The organism is Streptomyces canus (assembly GCF_001514145.1).
Classification (GTDB): Bacteria; Actinomycetota; Actinomycetes; order Streptomycetales; family Streptomycetaceae; genus Streptomyces; species Streptomyces canus.
In genome coordinates, this window is record NZ_KQ948664.1 from 71160 (window position 1) to 88805 (window position 17646).

15 protein-coding genes and 3 tRNA genes are annotated in these 17646 nt (G+C 71.3%); 9 read left to right on the plus strand and 9 right to left on the minus strand.

Translation table 11 applies throughout. The features are described from left to right. Positions 1-5 precede the first annotated feature (5 nt). From AQJ46_RS27355 to AQJ46_RS27375, 5 genes are all read left to right on the plus strand, one after another. Positions 6-884, plus strand: coding sequence for a bifunctional DNA primase/polymerase (locus AQJ46_RS27355; RefSeq protein WP_079072463.1), 879 nt, complete (start codon positions 6-8; stop codon positions 882-884). Next, positions 881-1237 (plus strand): hypothetical protein, encoded by a 357-nt coding sequence (locus AQJ46_RS27360; protein WP_059208114.1) that lies wholly within the window; start codon positions 881-883, stop codon positions 1235-1237. The genes AQJ46_RS27355 and AQJ46_RS27360 overlap by 4 nt, the downstream gene beginning before the upstream one ends. Then, positions 1234-2379 carry a DUF3631 domain-containing protein gene (locus AQJ46_RS27365; RefSeq protein ID WP_059208115.1) on the plus strand — a complete coding sequence of 382 codons (1146 nt, stop codon included), beginning with the start codon at positions 1234-1236 and terminating at the stop codon, positions 2377-2379. The genes AQJ46_RS27360 and AQJ46_RS27365 overlap by 4 nt, the downstream gene beginning before the upstream one ends. 179 nt (positions 2380-2558) lie before the next feature. Then, positions 2559-2756, plus strand: coding sequence for a helix-turn-helix domain-containing protein (locus tag AQJ46_RS27370; RefSeq protein WP_059208116.1), 198 nt, complete (start codon positions 2559-2561; stop codon positions 2754-2756). Next, positions 2756-4039 carry a tyrosine-type recombinase/integrase gene (locus AQJ46_RS27375; RefSeq protein WP_059208117.1) on the plus strand — a complete coding sequence of 428 codons (1284 nt, stop codon included), beginning with the start codon at positions 2756-2758 and terminating at the stop codon, positions 4037-4039. The genes AQJ46_RS27370 and AQJ46_RS27375 overlap by 1 nt, the downstream gene beginning before the upstream one ends. Positions 4040-4119: 80 nt before the next feature. Here AQJ46_RS27375 and AQJ46_RS27380 read toward each other — a convergent pair. Both AQJ46_RS27380 and AQJ46_RS27385 read right to left on the minus strand, forming a co-directional pair. Next, positions 4120-4192, minus strand: a tRNA-Arg gene (locus tag AQJ46_RS27380). Positions 4193-4381: 189 nt separating this feature from the next. Next, positions 4382-4472 (minus strand) — tRNA-Ser (locus AQJ46_RS27385). A 153-nt stretch (positions 4473-4625) separates the two neighbouring features. Between AQJ46_RS27385 and AQJ46_RS27390 the strand changes: the two genes are divergently transcribed. Then, complete coding sequence (locus AQJ46_RS27390) at positions 4626-5054, plus strand: SSI family serine proteinase inhibitor (RefSeq protein WP_059208118.1); 429 nt, start codon at positions 4626-4628, stop codon at positions 5052-5054. A 171-nt stretch (positions 5055-5225) separates the two neighbouring features. Further along, entirely contained in the window at positions 5226-9974 is a 4749-nt protein-coding gene (locus tag AQJ46_RS27395) for a PAS domain-containing protein (RefSeq protein ID WP_107117342.1), read from the plus strand. Positions 9975-10053: 79 nt separating this feature from the next. Here the strand turns inward: AQJ46_RS27395 and AQJ46_RS27400 are convergent, their stop codons facing one another. The 6 genes from AQJ46_RS27400 to AQJ46_RS27425 form a co-directional block, all read right to left on the minus strand. Further along, positions 10054-11733: a long-chain fatty acid--CoA ligase gene (locus AQJ46_RS27400; RefSeq protein ID WP_063803849.1), complete on the minus strand. Its 1680-nt coding sequence runs from the start codon at positions 11731-11733 to the stop codon at positions 10054-10056. Between the two features lie 121 nt (positions 11734-11854). Then, positions 11855-12412 carry a SigE family RNA polymerase sigma factor gene (locus tag AQJ46_RS27405; protein ID WP_057609235.1) on the minus strand — a complete coding sequence of 186 codons (558 nt, stop codon included), beginning with the start codon at positions 12410-12412 and terminating at the stop codon, positions 11855-11857. A gap of 146 nt (positions 12413-12558) precedes the next feature. Beyond that, positions 12559-13725 carry a lipid-transfer protein gene (locus AQJ46_RS27410; protein WP_059208121.1) on the minus strand — a complete coding sequence of 389 codons (1167 nt, stop codon included), beginning with the start codon at positions 13723-13725 and terminating at the stop codon, positions 12559-12561. After that, entirely contained in the window at positions 13722-14111 is a 390-nt protein-coding gene (locus AQJ46_RS27415; protein WP_059208122.1) for a MaoC family dehydratase, read from the minus strand. Before AQJ46_RS27415 ends, AQJ46_RS27410 begins: the two co-directional genes overlap by 4 nt. After that, positions 14108-15067: a bifunctional MaoC family dehydratase N-terminal/OB-fold nucleic acid binding domain-containing protein gene (locus AQJ46_RS27420; protein ID WP_059208357.1), complete on the minus strand. Its 960-nt coding sequence runs from the start codon at positions 15065-15067 to the stop codon at positions 14108-14110. Before AQJ46_RS27420 ends, AQJ46_RS27415 begins: the two co-directional genes overlap by 4 nt. Positions 15068-15442: 375 nt before the next feature. Further along, positions 15443-15757 (minus strand): hypothetical protein, encoded by a 315-nt coding sequence (locus tag AQJ46_RS27425; RefSeq protein ID WP_057609228.1) that lies wholly within the window; start codon positions 15755-15757, stop codon positions 15443-15445. Positions 15758-16104: 347 nt separating this feature from the next. Here AQJ46_RS27425 and AQJ46_RS27430 point away from each other — a divergent pair, with 347 nt between their 5' ends. Both AQJ46_RS27430 and AQJ46_RS27435 read left to right on the plus strand, forming a co-directional pair. After that, on the plus strand, positions 16105-16977 hold the full coding sequence (locus tag AQJ46_RS27430; protein WP_059208123.1) for a bifunctional DNA primase/polymerase: 873 nt from the start codon (positions 16105-16107) through the stop codon (positions 16975-16977). Positions 16978-17025: 48 nt separating this feature from the next. After that, positions 17026-17457: a hypothetical protein gene (locus AQJ46_RS27435; RefSeq protein ID WP_059208358.1), complete on the plus strand. Its 432-nt coding sequence runs from the start codon at positions 17026-17028 to the stop codon at positions 17455-17457. A gap of 65 nt (positions 17458-17522) precedes the next feature. Here the strand turns inward: AQJ46_RS27435 and AQJ46_RS27440 are convergent. Then, a tRNA-Ser gene (locus tag AQJ46_RS27440) sits at positions 17523-17607 on the minus strand. Positions 17608-17646: the final 39 nt, after the last annotated feature.

The following is a 17646-nucleotide window of genomic DNA, read 5'->3' on the forward strand; positions in this document are numbered from 1 at the left end:
ACCTGATGCGTGCCGCCCTGGAGGCCGCCGCGCGTGGCTGGCACGTCTTCCCGCTGCGGCCCGGTACCAAGAGGCCCGCGCTGCACGGCGAGGCCGCCTGCCCCCGCACCGGAGTCTGCGCGAGCGGCCACCGCAAGTGGGAGCAGCGCGCCACCATCGACCCCGACCGCATCCGTGCGACTTGGTCCCGGGCCCCGTTCAACGTCGGCATTGCCACCGGTCCCTCCGGGTTGGTCGTCGTCGACCTCGACATGCCCAAGAACAACAGCAGTTCGGACGCGCCTAGCGGCGCGGCAACCTTCGCAGCGCTCTGCGAGCGCGCCGGACAGCAGGTGCCCGACACCTACCGGACCCGGACCGCGAGCGGCGGTGAGCACCTGTACTTCACCGCCCCCGACGGCATCCGCCTCGCCAACACGGCGGGCACCATTGGCGAGTTGGTCGACACCCGGGCCTGGGGCGGCTACGTCGTGGCCGCCGGGTCGCGCACCCCCGCCGGAGCCTACGAAGCGCTGTGCGGCTCCGTGGCGGCCCCTCTGCCCTCCTGGCTCCAAAGCATCCTGGAACCGGCCCCCAGGGTGCCTCAGGCCCCCTCAATGGCCGTATCGGGGCAATCGCACCGATATGCGGATGTAGCGCTCACCGCTGAGGCCCGGAACGTCGCCACGGCCCAACTCGGGGCGCGGGAAGCCGCGTTGTTCCGTGCCGCGCGCGCCCTGGGACGGTTCGTCGCATGGGGCGACCTCCCCCGGCACGTGGTTGAGCAGGCTCTTCAGGAGGCAGGCGAGGCCGCCGGACTCACCGTCGCCGAATGCCGCTCCACCCTCCGCAGCGCCCTCAACTGGTCCATCACCCACAACCAGGGACGGAGGCAGGCGGCATGAGCGCCCCCTCCCGCCCCTCCCTGAAGAGCATCACCGACACCCCGACCGACCCGCAGGCCGCTCCACAGGCTGTGGGAACGACGGCCGTGGGCGAACCGAAGGTCGCCGCCCGTAAGGGCGTCCGCACTGCTGTTGGCCCTGACCCACAGTCCGGAGACGGGCGCTACCCCGTCGCGTGGCTGACCATCAGCGCCCCGCGCGGCGCAGTGCCCACGGCCACGTCGACGTGCCTGTGCGGCCGCGACCGCAGCGCCGTCGGCAACCGCCGGGTGCTTGCCCTGATCGCCGACCACACCGCCCACCGCGACACCTGCCCCCTGCGCACTCCCCAGGAAGGAAGGGCCGCCGCATGACCGACACCATCAACGGGGCCGCGCTGCTCGACGAGGTGGAAGCCTTCCACCGCCGCTTCAACGTCTTCCCCCACGAGGCCGCCTACGTCGCTGTCGCACTGTGGGACGCGCACGCTCACCTGCTCGACTGCTTCGACTCCACCCCGCGTCTGGCGTTCCTCTCGCCGGAGCCCGGCTCGGGCAAGTCACGGGCGCTGGAAGTCGTCGAAACCCTCGTGCCCGCGCCGATGACGGCCGTCAACGCGTCCGCCGCCGCCCTGTTCCGCTCCGTGTCCAACCCCAACGGGCGCCCGACGATCCTGTTCGACGAGATCGACACGATCTTCGGCCCCAAGGCAGGCGACAACGAGGAACTGCGCGGGTTCCTCAACGCCGGACACCGCCGGACCGGCGTCACCTACCGGTGCATCGGCGACGGCGGCAACCAGACCGTGCAGGCCTTCCCCTCGTACTGCGCGGTCGCGGTCGCCGGACTCGGCAACCTGCCCGACACGATCATGACCCGCTCCGTCATCATCCGCATGCGCCGCCGGGCCCGCAACGAACGCGTGGAAGCCTTCCGGGCCCGCCTGCATGAGGCCGAGGGACACGCACTGCGCGACCGGCTCGCCCAATGGGCGGAACACGCACGAGGGTTCGTCATGGGCGCCTGGCCCGAGATGCCCGACGGGGTCAGCGACCGGCCGGCGGACGTGTGGGAACCCCTGCTCGCCATCGCCGACGCTATCGGGGGCGACTGGCCTGAGCGGGCACGGGCGGCATGCGTGACGCTGGTGACCGCGTCCAAGGCCAACGACAAAGGCAGCCTCGGTGTCCGGCTGCTGACCGACCTCCGCGATCACGTCATGGTCGGCATCGACCGCCTTCCCACCGTCGCCATCCTCGACCGGCTCAACGCCCTCGACGACGCCCCATGGGCCGACCTGCACGGCAAGCCACTCGACAACCGGCGCCTGTCGAAGATGCTCGCCGAGTACATGACGGCGGACAACGAGCCGATCGCCTCCCGCAACATCAAGACCGCCGGGAGTGTCCTCAAGGGCTACTACAGCGCCGATCTGTGGGATGCGTGGGCCCGCTACTGCCCCCCACCCCCGGAAAGTCCGCTACCTCCGCTACCCGGCACCGAAAACGCCGCCTGACCAGCAACAACGCGGTAGCGGCAACCCGCCCCGGTTGCCGCTACCGCCCCGCTACCCATCCGCTACCGCTACCCCTTCCCGCTACCTTCAACAGGCCCCTGACCTGCGAGGTAGCGGCGGTAGCGGAAGTAGCGCCCCTCAGAGAGGCCCCCCGAAGGATCGCCCCGAGGAGTCACCGCATGAGCACCGCGCTGCCCACCACCCATGAGGCGTTGACGGTCCCCGAGGTCATGACGGCCCTGCGACTCAGCCGCTTCAAGGTCTACGACCTCATCCGCTCGAACCAGCTCAAGAGCTTCACCATCGGCCGAGCCCGCCGGATTCCCGCCGATGCGCTCCACAACTTCATGCAGGACCGACTGAAAGAGGCCGCGTAATGGCGAGGCGCCGCGCCAACGGTGAGGGAACCATCACCAAGCGGAAGGACGGCCGCTATCAGGCCGCCGCGTACGTCTACCGCCCCGACGGGACACGTACACGGAAGTTCGTCTACGGCAAGACCCGCGAGGAAGTCGCCAACCAGCTCACGGAGTTGCAGGAGAAGACCCGCCAGGGCATCCCGGCCGCATCGTCGACGATGGCGTTCGGTGAGTTCCTGACCTACTGGCTCGCCGCCATCGCGCCGGAACGGCTCAAGCCCTCCACCCTGAACAGCTACGAGGGACTCACCCGCCTGTACATCCGTCCCGCACTCGGCAGCAAGAAGCTCAACCGCCTTACGCCGGCGGACGTGCGCCGCTTCCTGGCGGAGTTCAAGAGCTCCTGCCTGTGCTGCCTCCGGGGCGCGGACAAGGAGCGCCCGGAAGGCAAGCGTTCCTGCTGCGCCATCGGCAAGTGCTGCGAGCGCCGCCCGTCGGCCCGCACCGTTCAGTACATCCACGCCGTACTCCGGTCCGCCCTTCAGCAGGCAATGCGCGAGGAACTGATCGCTCGCAACGTCGCCCGGATCGTGGAGACACCCACCGTGACCCGCAAGGAGGTGCGCCCTCTGAACGCCGCCGAAGCCCGCCTGTTGCTCAAGACCGCGCGGTCCCACCGGCTCTACGCCCTGTGGCTGCTGCTCGTATCGACCGGCCTGCGTCGTGGCGAGGCTCTCGCGCTCACCTGGTCAGACGTCGACCTCACGAACGGTCAACTCCGTGTCCGCCGGAACGTGCAGCGCATCCGGCGAGAGCTGATCTTCGGCACCCCCAAGACCATGCGGTCGATCCGGACGGTCCCCCTGCCGAAGCACTGCGTGCGGGCACTCACCCAGCACCGTGAACAGCAGGAGCGCGAACGCATGGTGGCGGGGAAGAAGTGGCAGTCCACGCCGGGACAGCCGGACGGGCTGATCTTCACCACGTCGACCGGTCGCGTCACGGACCCCCGGAGCCTGAACCGCATGCTGACCATCCTGTGCAGGGATGCCCACGTGCACCGCGTCCGGGTGCACGACCTCCGGCACACCTGCGCCTCGCTCCTTCTCGCCCAAGGTGTCGACGCTCGCACGATCATGGAGACACTCGGGCACAGCACGATCACCATGACGCTGGACACCTACGCGCACGTGATGGACACGACGCTGAGGGCAGCAGCCGATCAGATGGACGACGCCCTGAACCTCGACGAGCCCGACGAGAATTCGGAGGGCGAGACGGAACCGGACTCCGAGAGCTAAGCGCCCGATCCGACCGCGTTGATGTCACCCGTTGATGTCAAAGGCCCCTTGGGATCATCCCAAGGGGCCTTTGACCTGTGTGCACTCGGCAGGATTCGAACCTGCAACCTTCTGATCCGTAGTCAGATGCTCTATCCGTTAAGCTACGAGTGCTTGTTCTGTTTTCTCGCCGTTCCTTGCCCTTCCGGGCCGCTCGCGGCGACAGGAAGAACATTACATGACTGCCGCTCCCATGTGAAATCCGTTTGCCGTAGCCCTTGTGAGCTGCGGAAACACCCATCAGGGCGGGGAGAACAACGACGAAGCCCCGGTCGCTCGGACCGGGGCTTCGGTGATCTTGCGCGGAGGCGGAGGGATTTGAACCCTCGATGGGATTTAAGTCCCAAACCGCATTAGCAGTGCGGCGCCATAGACCGGACTAGGCGACGCCTCCCGCACAGCCGCCCGCGCGAGCGCGAGTGGTGCGTGCAGATGATGACACAGCCGGAGGTCGTGCCACCAATCGGTTCCCACGGTACTAGGCGGGCGGGGCACAGGGCAAAGTGCTTCGGCGCAACGTACGGCGCCGTCCGGCGTTAGTCAGGGCATGTCATACGTCACCCGGCTCGGCCGGCTCGTCCGGTTGAGTCCCCTCCCGCTGTTCCTCGCCGCCCTGGCCCCCACGCCCGCGTCGGCGTACACCGACGGCGGCGACCATCTCATCGTCACCGTCCAGGACGCGGGAAGCGGCGCCGACGGGATCTTCGAGGTCGACTGTCACCCGGCCCGCGGCACCCACCCCGACCCGGCCGGCGCCTGCGCCGTCCTGGAGCGGAACACCCGGTGGGGGAAGGACACCTTCGCCCCCGTCCCCGAGGGCGGCTTCTGCACCATGCTCTACGGCGGTCCCGCCACCGCCCACGTCACGGGGACCTGGGCCGGGCGCCCCGTGGACACCTGGTTCGACCGGAGCGACGGGTGCGACACCGCGCGCTGGGACCGGTTCGTGCCGCTCCTCCCCAGCATGGGCACCTAGCCACCGAGGGGCGGTCACACGTTCTACTTCACTTCGTCGTGCGACCTCCCTCTCATCCAGCACCCCCCGCGCAACGGCTGCGCTTAGACTCCCTCGCGTGACACGTCGCGGGCCCCTTGGCAAGATGGCCCGAACGGTCGGCAAGGTGCGGTAACAGGGAGGAAGCGTCTCGTGAGCAGCAGGCCATCCCGAGGCGCTGCTCGCCTCGCAGCCATACTCGACGCGCTTCCCGATGCGTTGGTGCTGGTCAACGCCAATGGGACCGTCGTCAACGCCAACACCATCGCGCTGGAGGCGTTCGAGGCGCCGGGCACCGCGCTGGTCGGGCGCGGGCTGCTCGATCTGCTGCCGCACTTCGACTCGCGGCTCATCCCGGGCTCCATGCGGCGGCCCGATCACATGGACCCGCGCGGGCGCACCAAGCCGACCCGGATGGTCGCCCGGCGGACCGACGGCACCGAGTTCCCCGTCGAGGTCACCAGCGCCAACCTGGAGAACGGCCAGCAGGCCTACGACGGTTACGGCTACAGCGGCGACGAGCTGCTCATGCTCGTCGTACGCGACCTCACCGGGACCGTGGACACCGAGGCAGAGCTGGCACGGTCGCAGCGGCAGACCGAGATGATCCTGCGGGCCGCCTCGGAGGGCGTCGTGGGGACCGACACAGACGGGCGGATCGTGCTCGTCAACCCGGCCGCCGCCCAGATACTGGGTTACCGGGCCAGCGACCTCGGCGGCCGCGAGCTCCACGACCTCATCCTGCACTCCCGCGCCGACGGCACCCCCTTCCCGTACGAGGAGTCCCCCCTCGCCGACACCCTGCGCTCCGGGCGCAAGCACCGGGTGCGCGGACAGGTGCTGTGGTCGAAGAAGGACGAGAAGGTCCCGGTGGACCTGACGACCGCGCCGGTGCGCGACGGCGACCAGCTCGTCGGCGCCGTGCTCACCTTCACCGACCGGCGGCCCTACGACTCGCTCGCCGACGAGAAGACCGCCGCCGAGCAGGCCCACGCGGCGGAGCTGGAGCGGCTCGAGGAGGAGCACGCCTCCGAACTCACCGCGCTGCGCCAGAAGCACATCACCGAACTGGAGGAGCTCCAGGAGCAGCACGACGAGGAAGTCGCCTCCGGTGAGGAGCGGTACGCCGCGCTCGGGGAGCGCGAGAAGGACCGCTACGAGGCGCTCGCCGGGCGCCACGACCAGCTCCTCACCCTGCTCGGCCGCTCCCTGCGCGGCCCCCTCGACGAACTGCGCCGCGAACTGTCCGCGCTCGCCGCCGACGACGCCGGCCAGCTGTGGCCCGAGGCCAACCAGGTCCTGCACCACCTCTCGGCCGGCTACTCCCGCATCACCAACCTCATCGACAACGTCCTCGGCTACCAGCGCCTCGACGCCGGCACCGACGACATCGTCCGTACGAACGTCATGCTCGACGCGGTCGTCGCCGCCGGTGTGGACGGCGCGGTCGAACTCATCGGGCCGGGGCGCGTCCAGTTCGCCGTGCACGCACCGCCCATCGAGGCCGAGGTCGACGCCCAGCGCCTCGCGACCGCGCTCGCGCATCTCATCGCGGACGTGGCCGGGGTCGACGCGACCGGGAACTCTCCCGTGTCCGCGGGCGGTTACATGGACAACACGGTCGTGGTGGCGGCCGCGCAGCGCGGCGAGGGCGTACGGATCGAGGTGCGCGGGCCGTACGCCGGGGGAGACCCGGTGCACGAGCCGATCGTGCGCGGGATCGTGCGCGCCCACGGCGGTGTGCTGCAGACGCACGAGGTGCCGGGCATGAGCGGCAGCGCGTACGTCCTCGAAGTGCCCATCGGCGGTGGGGCAGGGGCTGTCGCGGCTCCCGGTCCGGCCGCGCTGGAGGCCGCCCCCGTGGAAACCGCCCCAGTGGAGACCGCCCCTGCCGAGGGCGGCGGGCGGCGGCGGGCACGGCGTTCCTCCACCGACTCCTTCCTGGACGCCGACGTCCCGGCCGAGACCGACGAATCCGTGGCGCCCACCGGGCGGCGCAGGCGGCGGGCCGAGGCCGAACGGGAGCAGCCCGTGTCCGTACCGGCGCAGGCCTCCGGCGACGACGGGGACGGCTCCGGGGGTACCGGTCGGCGCCGTGCTCGGCCCGCCGAGGCCGGTGTGTCCGAGGGTGCCGTGGTGATGGCCGGCGAGCACGGCGCCGGGTCCGCCGCCGCGGGTACCGGTCTCGGCGGGACCGTGCCGCCGCAGGGCGTGCCGGTGCCGGCCGGGCGTCGGGCGCTGAACGACGGCGGCGAACAGCACGCGCTGCCGGCGGCGTTGCCCGCGGGCGGCTCCGCCGAACCGGGCCAGGCGCAGGCGGAGCTCCAGGTCGCCGGGCAGGGTTCCTCCGGCACGGGCACCCCGCAGCAGGACGGGCGTCGACGGCGCGCCCTCGCCGCCGCGTCGGAGCGCGCGGCCGCGCAGGAAGCGGCCCCCCGCGCGGTGTTCGCCCTCCCGCCCGCCGAGGCGGACCGACCGTCCGACGAGGCGGCCGCGGCGGGACTGACGCCGGTGCAGGGACAGGGACAGACGCCGGCGCCGGGGTCGGGGCAGATTCCGGGCCAGGTTCAGATCCCGGGGCAGGCGCAGGCCCACAGCCAGGGTCAGATGCCGAACCAGGTCGCAGAACCCGCTCACCTCGCCGGCCAGGGCATGGGGCAGCTCCCGGGCCAGATGCAGGTACCCGGGCAGATCCAGGCGCCGGGGCAGGCACAGGGACAGACGACAGGGCCGGCGTCGGGGCAGATTCCGGGCCAGGCTCAGATCCCGGGGCAGGCGCAGGCCCACAGCCAGGGTCAGGTGCCGAACCAGGTCGCAGGCCCGGCTCAGGTCGCAGCCCCCGCTCACCTGCCGGGCCAGGGCATGGGGCAGCTCGCGGACCAGACGAAGGTACCTGGGCAAAGCCAGGTGCCCGGCCAGATCCATGGACCGGGTCAGGCACAGGTCCCCGGGCAAGTTCAGGCCCCGGGTCAGACTCAGGTCCCCGGCCAAGGTCAGGCCCCGGGCTCGGCACCACTCCCGGGTCAGGTACAGGTACCCGGGCAGATCCAGGCACCGGGGCAGGCTCAGATCCCGGGTCAGATGCAGCACCCCGGACAGACCCAGGCCCCCGTTTCGCCGGCCGCTCCCCTCCCCTCCCCCGTCCCGGCCAACGGTCTCGCCCAGGCCCCCGGTCACGCCGTCCCCGCCGACGACGGTCGGCACGACGCCGTGCCGCACGACCAGGCCGACGACCACACCCCGCCGCAGCCGCACCCCACCAACGCGCCGACGGGCCGTCGCCGACGGGCCGTGGCCCAGCCCGCCGAGGCGCCCGGACAGGGTGTCCAAGCAGCCGCCCCGGGCGCGGTGCCGTCGGCCCAGTTCCCGGGTGTCCCCGTACAGAACGCGACCGGACAGGTCGGCCTGGTTCCGCAGACCGCACCCGCCCCGGCGTCGCCCCTCCAGGCGGCCCCGGCCCAGCCCGGCCTCGCCCCCAACCAGCCCCTCCCCGCCGAGACACCTCAGCCCCAGGTCCCGGCACCGGACCAGTCGCAGGCCACGCCCGCTCCCCAACCGTGGCCCACCAGCCACGACGCCGCCGGCGCCGCCACACCCGTACCGGCGAACGGCGCCGCCACCGCCGTACCCCCGAACCAGCCCGCCCCCCAGCCGGCGCAGGCCCCCGAAGCCGGTCAGGCCACTCCGCCGCCCGGGACGCCCCTGCAGGCCCGGGTCGCGCAGCCGCTGCCCGCCGAAGCCGCGGCCGCACCCGTCGACCCGAACTCCACCCAGGGCCGGGCGATCAGCGTGCGCACCCTTGGTCAGGGGGTCCCGTTCACCCGGCAGGCGGCCCAGGTGCAGCAGCCGGGGACGGCCACGCCTCCCCCGCAGCAACCCGGCGGTTCGGGGCGGCGGCGCAAGCTCGGTACCCGGCCCGACCCCGCTGCCCCCGCGGCCCCGGACCAGGGGGCCCGTCCGCATCCGGCGGCCGAGCAGGTCGCAGCCGCACCGGCGCAGACACCGCAGCCGTCGCTGGCCGGGCAGTCGCGGCTCGCGCACGCCACCGAGGCGGCCGGACGGTCGTACGCCATAGGGGCGCCCGACGAGAACGCCGCCGAGGGACCCGAGCCGCTGGACGGTCCCGGCGGGGCCGTCGAGATCCCGCACACCCCCCGGCCGCAGCCGATGGACGACGAACTGCCCCCGGAGCCGCTGGACAATCCGCGGCGGCTGCTGGTGTGGCCCGCGCCGGACGTGACGACCCAGCAGGCGCTCAGCGACCGTGGGTACCGGCCGGTCATCGTGCAGTCGCGCGAGGAGGTCGACGCGCAGATCGCGGCGTTCCCCGCCGCGCTGTTCGTGGACCCGCTGACGGGGCCGATCACGCGGACCGCGCTCCAGTCGCTGCGGCAGGCGGCGGTGGCGTCCGAGGTGCCGATCATGGTGACCGCCGGGCTGGGGCAGGCTTCGCGGGAGGCGGCGTACGGCGCCGATCCCGCCGTACTGCTGAAGGCGCTGGCCCCGCGGGACAGCGAGCAGCACCCGCCGCGCGTGCTGCTGATCGAGGAGCACGCGGAGATCGCGCTGGCGCTGACCGCGACGCTGGAGCGGCGGGGGATGCAGGTGGCGCGGGCCGCGAGTGACACGGATGCCGTGACGCTCGCGGGGCAGCTCAGGCCGAACCTCGTGGTGATGGACCTCATGCAGGTGCACCGTCGGCGGGCCGGGATCGTGGACTGGCTGCGGGCGAACGGGCAGCTGAATCGCACCCCGTTGGTCGTGTACACCGCGGCCGTGGACCAGGCCGATCTGCCTCGGCTGGCCTCCGGTGAGACGGTCCTGTTCCTCGCCGAACGGTCGACCAGCGCCGAGGTGCAGTCACGGATCGTGGACCTGCTGGCGCGGATCGGCACCAACTAGGGCCGTTCGCCGTTGTTGTACGGGGAAGCAGGACCCCTGGTCCGGCTGCAGGGCCCTGCTCCCCGTACCCCTCGCTGTCTCAGAGCTGGGTGACGTCCAGCTCCCCTTCCGCGTACCGCTTGCGGATCACCTTCTTGTCGAACTTTCCGACGCTCGTCTTCGGGACCGCCTCGATGATCGACCAGCGCTCCGGGAGCTGCCACTTGGCGATCTTGCAGACGTCACTCGCGAGGAAGGCGCGCAGGGACTCGAAGTCCGCGGTGGAGCCCTCCTTGAGGACGACCGTGGCCAGCGGGCGCTCGCCCCACTTGTCGTCGGGGACGGCGACGACGGCGGCCTCGGTGACGTCCGGGTGGGACATCAGGGCGTTCTCCAGCTCGACCGAGGAGATCCATTCGCCGCCGGACTTGATGACGTCCTTGGCGCGGTCGGTGAGGGTGAGGAAGCCGTCGGCGGAGATCGTGCCGACGTCGCCGGTCTTCAGCCAGCCGTCCTCGCTGAACTTGTCGGCGGGGCGCAGGGGTTCGGCGTCCGGGCCGTTGTAGTAGGCGCCCGCGATCCAGGGGCCGCGGACCTCCAGCTCGCCCGCGGACTCGCCGTCCCAGGGGAGGCGCTCGCCGCCGGGCCCGCTGAGGCGGGCCTCGACGCCGGCCGGGAAGCGGCCCTGGGTGAGGCGGTAGGCGAACTCCTCGGGGGTGCCGGCCACATGGGCCGGCGGGCGCGCGATGGTGCCGAGCGGGGAGGTCTCCGTCATGCCCCAGGCGTGGCAGACCCGCATGCCCAGCTTGTCGAAGGCCTCCATCAGGGAGGGCGGACAGGCCGAGCCGCCGATGGTGACCTGGGTGAGGGAGGAGACGTCACGGGGCTTGGCGGTGAGCTCGCCGAGCAGACCCTGCCAGATGGTGGGGACCGCGGCCGCGTGGGTGGGCCGCTCGCGCTCGATCATCTCGGCGAGGGGCGCGGGCTGCAGGAAGCGGTCCGGCATCAGCATGTTGACGCCGGTCATGAAGGTGGCGTGCGGCAGGCCCCATGCGTTGACGTGGAACTGGGGGACGACCACGAGCGAGGTGTCCTGGTCGGTCAGGCCCATCGACTGGGCCATGTTGACCTGCATGGAGTGCAGATAGATCGAACGGTGGCTGTAGACCACGCCCTTGGGGTCGCCCGTGGTGCCGGAGGTGTAGCACATGGCGGCGGCCTGGCGCTCGTCCAGCTCGGGCCAGTCGTAGGTGGTGGGCTTGCCGGCGATCAGGTCCTCGTACTCGTGCACGCGCGCGTGGGAGCCTTCGAGGGCCGTGCGGTCGCCGGGGCCGGAGACCACCACGTGCTCGACCGTCTTGAGGTGCGGGAGCAGCGGGGCGAGCAGGGGGAGCAGCGAGCCGTTGGCGATGACGACCCGGTCGGCCGCGTGGCCCACGATGAAGGTCAGCTGGTCGGCCGGGAGGCGGAGGTTGAGGGTGTGCAGGACCGCGCCCATGGAGGGGATCGCGAAGTAGGCCTCGACATGCTCGGCGTTGTTCCACATCAGGGTCGCCACCCGCTCGTCCCCGGCGACTCCGAGGTCCTCGCGCAGGGCGTGCGCCAACTGGGCGGCGCGGGCGCCGACCTCGGCGAAGGAGCGGCGGTGCGGCTCCGGCTCGCCGGTCCAGGTGGTCACCTGTGAGGTGCCGTGGATCGACGACCCGTGGGTCAGGATCCTGGAGATCAGCAACGGTACGTCCTGCATCGTGCTCAGCACGGCGTCCTCCCGGGGCGACATTGCCTACGCGGTAGTAAGGGTTGCGCCGATTCTGCGCACATACCGCTCGGTATGTCACTAGAGCCGGGCGATCGATCACGTCACGATGCCCTCACAACGGCCGACCGTCACTCACGGTTCCCTACCGGGCGAGCACCAGCTCGGGGTCCTCGCGGAGCTTGCCGAGCGCCCTGGACACCGCCGACTTCACGGTCCCGACCGAGACCCCGAGCACCTCGGCGGTCTGCACCTCGCTGAGGTCCTCGTAATACCTGAGGACGACCATCGCCCGCTGCCGCGCCGGCAGCTTCATGATCGCCCGCCACATCGCGTCGTGCAGCGCCTGCTGCTCGGCGGGGTCGTCGTCGCCGGGCACCGGGTCGGGCTCGGGGATCTCGTCGGTCGCGAACTCGTCGACCTTGCGCTTGCGCCACTGCGAGGTGCGCGTGTTCAGCAGGGCGCGGCGGACGTAGCCGTCGAGGGCACGGTGGTCCTCGATGCGCTCCCAGGCGACATAGGTCTTGGTCAGGGCGGTCTGCAGCAGGTCCTCCGCGTCGCTCGGGTTCGCGGTCAGCGACCGGGCGGTACGCAGCAGCACCGGCTGGCGTGCCTTCACGTACGAGGCGAACGAGGGGTACGCGAGGGTCTGCGTCGCCGGTACGGCGGCCTTCGAAGCACTGGTGCAGACGGGTGTGGTCATGGCTCCACGCTAGATTCGCGACCACCCCCCGCTCATCGGCCACAGGTCCCGAAGACGACTCCCCCTCAGGTTGTAGAGGTGGGGCTGACTGCACCTCCTGAAGGTGGACGAGGGGGGCGCATCTACTGCGGGATCACCCCTGGGGGCTACCCGTCCGAGGCGAGCACCAGCCCGGACGTGGGTACCCCTGTCCCGGCCGTCACGAGCACGCGCTCCGCCTCCGGCACCTGGTTCACGGCCGTCCCCCGCAGTTGGCGTACGGCTTCCGCGATGCCGTTCATGCCGTGGAGGTAGGCCTCGCCCAGTTGGCCGCCGTGGGTGTTGAGGGGGAGCTCGGCCCGGCGTACGAAGTCCGCGGCCTCGCCCCGGGCACAGAAGCCGAACTCCTCCAGCTGCATCAGGACGAACGGGGTGAAGTGGTCGTACAGGATCGCCACGTCGATGTCCTGGGGACTCAGGCCGGAGGTGCGCCACAGCTGGCGGGCGACGACGTTCATCTCGGGGAGGCCGGTGAGGTCGTCGCGGTAGAAGCTGGTCATCTGTTCCTGGGCGCGGCCCGCGCCCTGGGCGGCGGCCGCGATCACGGCGGGCCGGCGGGGGAGGGCACGCGCGCGTGCCAGGGATGTGACGACGATCGCCTGGCCGCCGTCGGTCTCCTGGCAGCAGTCCAGGAGCCTGAGCGGCTCGACGATCCAGCGGGAGGCCGCGTGGTCGGCGAGGGTGATGGGGCGGCCGTGGAACCAGGCGGCCGGGTTGGTGGCCGCGTACGCGCGGTCGGTCACCGCCACATGACCGAAGGCCTCCGGGTCGAGGCCGTAGGTATGCAGATAGCGCTGGGCCGCCATCGCCACCCAGGAGGCCGGGGTGAGCAGGCCGAAGGGGAGGGACCAGCCGAGGGCGACTCCCTCGGCGGAGGGTTCGCGGTGCTGGACGCCGGAGCCGAAGCGGCGGCCGGAACGTTCGTTGAAGGCGCGGTAGCAGACCACGACCTCGGCCACGCCCGCGGCGATCGCGAGTGCCGCCTGCTGGACGGTCGCACAGGCCGCGCCGCCGCCGTAGTGGACGCGGGAGAAGAAGGACAGCTCGCCGATCCCGCAGGCCTGGGCCACGGTGATCTCCGGGCTGGTGTCCATCGTGAACGTGACCATGCCGTCCACGTCGGCCGCCGTGAGCCCCGCGTCGTCGAGCGCCGCGCGGACCGCCTCGGCGGCCAGGCGCAGTTCGCTGCGGCCGGAGTCCTTGGAGAACTCGGTGGCCCCGATCCCGGCGATCGCGGCCCGGCCTCCGAGCGCGTCACGCGCGCGTGCGGTCATTCGGCGTCCCTCATCGAGAAGGTGACCGTCCCGGTCACATGGTTGCCGATGCCGTTGGTCCCCACGATCCGGACGGTGGCGCTGGTGTCTTCGAGAGCTTCTATGGTTCCGGTCAACACCATCGTGTCCCCCGGGTAGTTGGGCGCTCCCAGCCTGATGGCCACCTTTCTGAGCACGGTCCGTGGTCCGAAGTGGTCGGTGATGTAGCGGCCCACCAGGCCGTTCGTCGTGAGGATGTTCATGAAGATGTCCGGGGAGCCCTTCTGCCGGGCCAGTTCCGGGTCGTGGTGCACGTCCTGGTAGTCCCGGGAGGCGATCGCGCCCGCGACGATGAGCGTGCGAGTGATCGGGATCTCGAGGGGTGGCAGCTCGTCGCCCTTTCTCATACGGCGGCCTCCTCGGCGGCGGCGCGGAAGACGGGCAGGGTGAGATCACCGTCGTACGTCCGGAAGACGAGCCGCACCGGCATCCCGATCCGCACCTTGTCGTACGGCGTCCCGACCACGTTGCTGATCATCCGCACGCCCTCCGCGAGTTCGACGAGCACGACGGCGTAGGGAGGGTCGAAGGCCGGGAAGGGCGGGTGGTGCATGACGACGTACGAGTGGACGGTCCCCTCGCCGCTCGCCTCGACCGTGTCCCAGTCGGGGCCGCCGCAGTGGGCGCAGCCCGGGAGCCAGGGGAAGCGGAGGGTCGCGCAGGAGGTGCAGCGCTGCAGGAGGAGTCGGTGCTGTTCGACGCCTTCCCAGAAGCCGGCGTTGTCGCGGTTGACGACGGGGCGGGGGCGTTGGGGCCGGGCGGGGGGCTTCTTCCGTTGTGCGGGCGCGTACTTCAGGATGCGGAAGCGATGGGTGCCGACGAGGGTCTCGCCCACGCGGACGTCGGTGCGGGTCGTGACGAAGTGGCCGGTGCCGAGCTTGGTGGTCTTGCGGTCCGAGACCGACTCGATGACGGTGTCGAAGGTGATCCGGTCACCGGGGCGCAGGGGCTGGAGATACTCCTGCTCGCAGTCGGTGGCGACGACCGAGGTGCAGCCCGACTCGTCGAGGAGCGCGAGGAGTTCGTCGTACGCCGATGACCTGCCCGTGTGCCCGGTCAGCCCACCCATCGTCCAGGCCTGGAGCATGGTGGGCGGAGCGACGGCGCCGGGGCCGGTGTAGACCGGGTTGGCATCGCCCAGGGCTTCGCACCAGTGCCGGATCATGGGCAGATTGACGGGGTCCTTGCCAACCCCGGCAACGGCGGCGGGGTGCCCTTCGTAGGCCTTGAGCCGGGTCAGCAGGTCGTCTGGCGGGTGGTGGGCGTGGGGCCGGGGCGTCTGGTGGTCCGTGTCGCCGGCCAACGGCCGAACTGCCGGGCCGCCCGTGTCGCCGGACTGCGGCCGTGCCGCCACGGCGTCAGGGTCCCGGGGACCCGGGGCCGTCGAGTCGTTCGCACCGTGAGGCTTCGGCCGGGCCGCAGAGTCGTCCGGATCGTAGAAGTCCGGACGAGGCGGCGGAGTGTCCGGATCGTCGCCCATGACGACAACCTCCTTGTCCGCAAGATTTCCTGACTGTCCGTCAGATCCAGTGCGGTGTCAAGACCGATGCCGCGCACGCGAACACGCCTGCGCGGCGGCGCCGAAGCACCGCCGCGCGGACGTGTCCCACCCTGTGAAGCCCACCCCATGAAGCCCCCCCCGAGAAGTCCCCCGTCGAGGCCCGTCAGCCCTCGCGCATCACCACCACAGCGGGGTGAAGTTGACGGTTGTGTTGTTGTTCCCCTGGTTGACGGCCGTGAACGCGGAGCCCTTGACCTGCGCCGTGTTGCTCTGGGCCGAGGCACCGGAGCCGACGGCGTTCTGCTGCGTGGTCGACGAGTTGCCGTTGTTGTCGTGCCCGACACCGCTGCCCACGATGCTCGCGACACCCGCGTTCGATCCGTTGTCCGCGAAGCCGCCGTTGTCCGCCGCCGCGACGCCGGTGAAGAGTGCGGCGGCGAGCGGCAGCGCGGAGACGGCGGCGATGACGCGGGCGGTACGGATGCTTGCCATGGTGTTTCCTCCAGAACCCGGCTTGTTGCCGGTAGTACGTCAAGTGAGGCTGATTCCAGGGCAGTTGGCCGACCGCCCCGGTGCTGTGCACGACGTCGCGAGATCAGAGTTGCCCACCGAAGCCCCGGTGAACCAGAGCGGAAGCGGTTATTCCCCCTGAAGCGTGAGGACAAGTCGATAAACCCCCTTCGCGACTTCAGGCAGCAGAACGGGACGATAAGGGCGCTTAATCACCAAGTGGGACAACAGAGGAAGCGTTCCGGCACTTTTCCAGCCAATCCCTCGACCCCGGCGCGCCGACCCCGCCACCCCTTCCCTTTTTCGAACGTACGTACGAACATGGAGACATGGCCACCACCGACCGGCAGGCCACGACGCTGGCCCTCGCACACGCCCTGTCAGCCGCCGAGCGCGGGCTGGCCGTCATCCCCCTGTCCCGCACCAAGCTCCCGGCCCTGCGCTCCCCCCACCGCGACGACGGCTCCTTGGCCGCGCCCTGCCACGGCGAGTGCGGCTCGTTCGGCCACGGGGTCTACGACGCCTCGACCGACCCCGTCCGTATCCGCGAACTCTTCACGGCGGCCCCCTGGGCGACCGGCTACGGCATCGCGTGCGGTCTCCCGCCCCACCATCTGATCGGCCTGGACCTCGACACCAAGTCGGGCACCGACTCGTCGGCGGCCCTGCGCGAACTGGCCCTGCGCCACCTCTTCACGATCCCCGACACGGTCGTCGTCCTGACCCCGAGCGGCGGCCGCCACCTGTGGCTGACAGGGCCGCCCGACGCCGCCGTCCCCAACTCGGCCGGCCGCCTCGCCCCCGGCATCGACATCCGGGGCGCCGGCGGCTACCTCGTCGGCCCCGGCTCCCGCACCGACCACGGCGTCTACGCCACCGCCCCCGGCACCGCCCACCTCGCCCCCGCGGCCTGCCCACCCGCCCTGCTCCGCCTGCTCCTGCCGCCACCGCGCCCCACCCACCCCGCGACCCACCCCTCGGCCGGCGACCAGGGCCAGGGTCTGGTCCAGTTCGTCCTCGCCGCCCACGAGGGCCAGCGCAACACCCGCCTCTTCTGGGCCGCCTGCCGCGCCTACGAGAACGGCATCGGCCCCGCCCTGGTCGCGCCCCTGGTCGACGCGGCTCTCACCACGGGGCTCACGGAACGGGAGGCACGAGCCACGATCGCGTCGGCGGCGCGGATGTCGGGGCGTCGGCCATAGAACGGAACAGCATCACCAGCACCATGGGAGCGCCACAGAGTGCCGATCATGACCCTGTCCCGGCTCGTCCTGACCTCCGGCCGCAGGGTCGACCTCGGGGAGCTGCGCCTGACGTCGACGTATGGCGGGATGCTGGACGGCTACCCGTGCAGACCGGTCAACGAGCTGAGGATCAAAGGCCTGCTGAGGTCGGCCGAACACGACTACCCGACCGCCCCTGTGCACCTGGTACCGCCCCCGCACGAGTACCCGGACCACTACCCGGGCGCCTTCGGCCCGGTCGAGATGCTCCCGGCGGTGGCCTGCGTCGGCGTCTTCCGCTCCACGGCCCTGACACCCACCCGCGATCCCATCCTCTACGGCTCCCACCTCACGATCATCTGGTTCCAGCCGCACGCACGCGTGCCCTCCGAGTGCGACGCGCAGGAGGGGCTGAGGGAGATCGCCTGGGAGGAACTCGCGCGGGACTACGAGCTGTAGGCCGCAACAGGAAGGGTGCCCCTCGCCGAGGGGCACCCTTCCTGAACAGCACTGACGAACTACCGCGGTGGGTGTGGGATTTGAACCCACGGTGACTCGCGCCACGACGGTTTTCAAGACCGTTCCCTTAGGCCGCTCGGGCAACCCACCCCGCGCCGCCGGTGACCGTGGCGCGGGGACCAGAGTAAC

What these genes read in the sequence shown, in the direction of transcription:
- AQJ46_RS27355 (WP_079072463.1), top strand. Translation starts at nt 6, where the DNA reads ATGCGTGCCGCCCTGGAGGCCGCCGCGCGTGGCTGGCACGTCTTCCCG.
- AQJ46_RS27360 (WP_059208114.1), top strand. Translation starts at nt 881, where the DNA reads ATGAGCGCCCCCTCCCGCCCCTCCCTGAAGAGCATCACCGACACCCCG.
- AQJ46_RS27365 (WP_059208115.1), top strand. Translation starts at nt 1,234, where the DNA reads ATGACCGACACCATCAACGGGGCCGCGCTGCTCGACGAGGTGGAAGCC.
- AQJ46_RS27370 (WP_059208116.1), top strand. Translation starts at nt 2,559, where the DNA reads ATGAGCACCGCGCTGCCCACCACCCATGAGGCGTTGACGGTCCCCGAG.
- AQJ46_RS27375 (WP_059208117.1), top strand. Translation starts at nt 2,756, where the DNA reads ATGGCGAGGCGCCGCGCCAACGGTGAGGGAACCATCACCAAGCGGAAG.
- AQJ46_RS27390 (WP_059208118.1), top strand. Translation starts at nt 4,626, where the DNA reads ATGTCATACGTCACCCGGCTCGGCCGGCTCGTCCGGTTGAGTCCCCTC.
- AQJ46_RS27400 (WP_063803849.1), bottom strand. Translation starts at nt 11,733, where the DNA reads ATGTCGCCCCGGGAGGACGCCGTGCTGAGCACGATGCAGGACGTACCG.
- AQJ46_RS27405 (WP_057609235.1), bottom strand. Translation starts at nt 12,412, where the DNA reads ATGACCACACCCGTCTGCACCAGTGCTTCGAAGGCCGCCGTACCGGCG.
- AQJ46_RS27410 (WP_059208121.1), bottom strand. Translation starts at nt 13,725, where the DNA reads ATGACCGCACGCGCGCGTGACGCGCTCGGAGGCCGGGCCGCGATCGCC.
- AQJ46_RS27415 (WP_059208122.1), bottom strand. Translation starts at nt 14,111, where the DNA reads ATGAGAAAGGGCGACGAGCTGCCACCCCTCGAGATCCCGATCACTCGC.
- AQJ46_RS27425 (WP_057609228.1), bottom strand. Translation starts at nt 15,757, where the DNA reads ATGGCAAGCATCCGTACCGCCCGCGTCATCGCCGCCGTCTCCGCGCTG.
- AQJ46_RS27430 (WP_059208123.1), top strand. Translation starts at nt 16,105, where the DNA reads ATGGCCACCACCGACCGGCAGGCCACGACGCTGGCCCTCGCACACGCC.
- AQJ46_RS27435 (WP_059208358.1), top strand. Translation starts at nt 17,026, where the DNA reads ATGACCCTGTCCCGGCTCGTCCTGACCTCCGGCCGCAGGGTCGACCTC.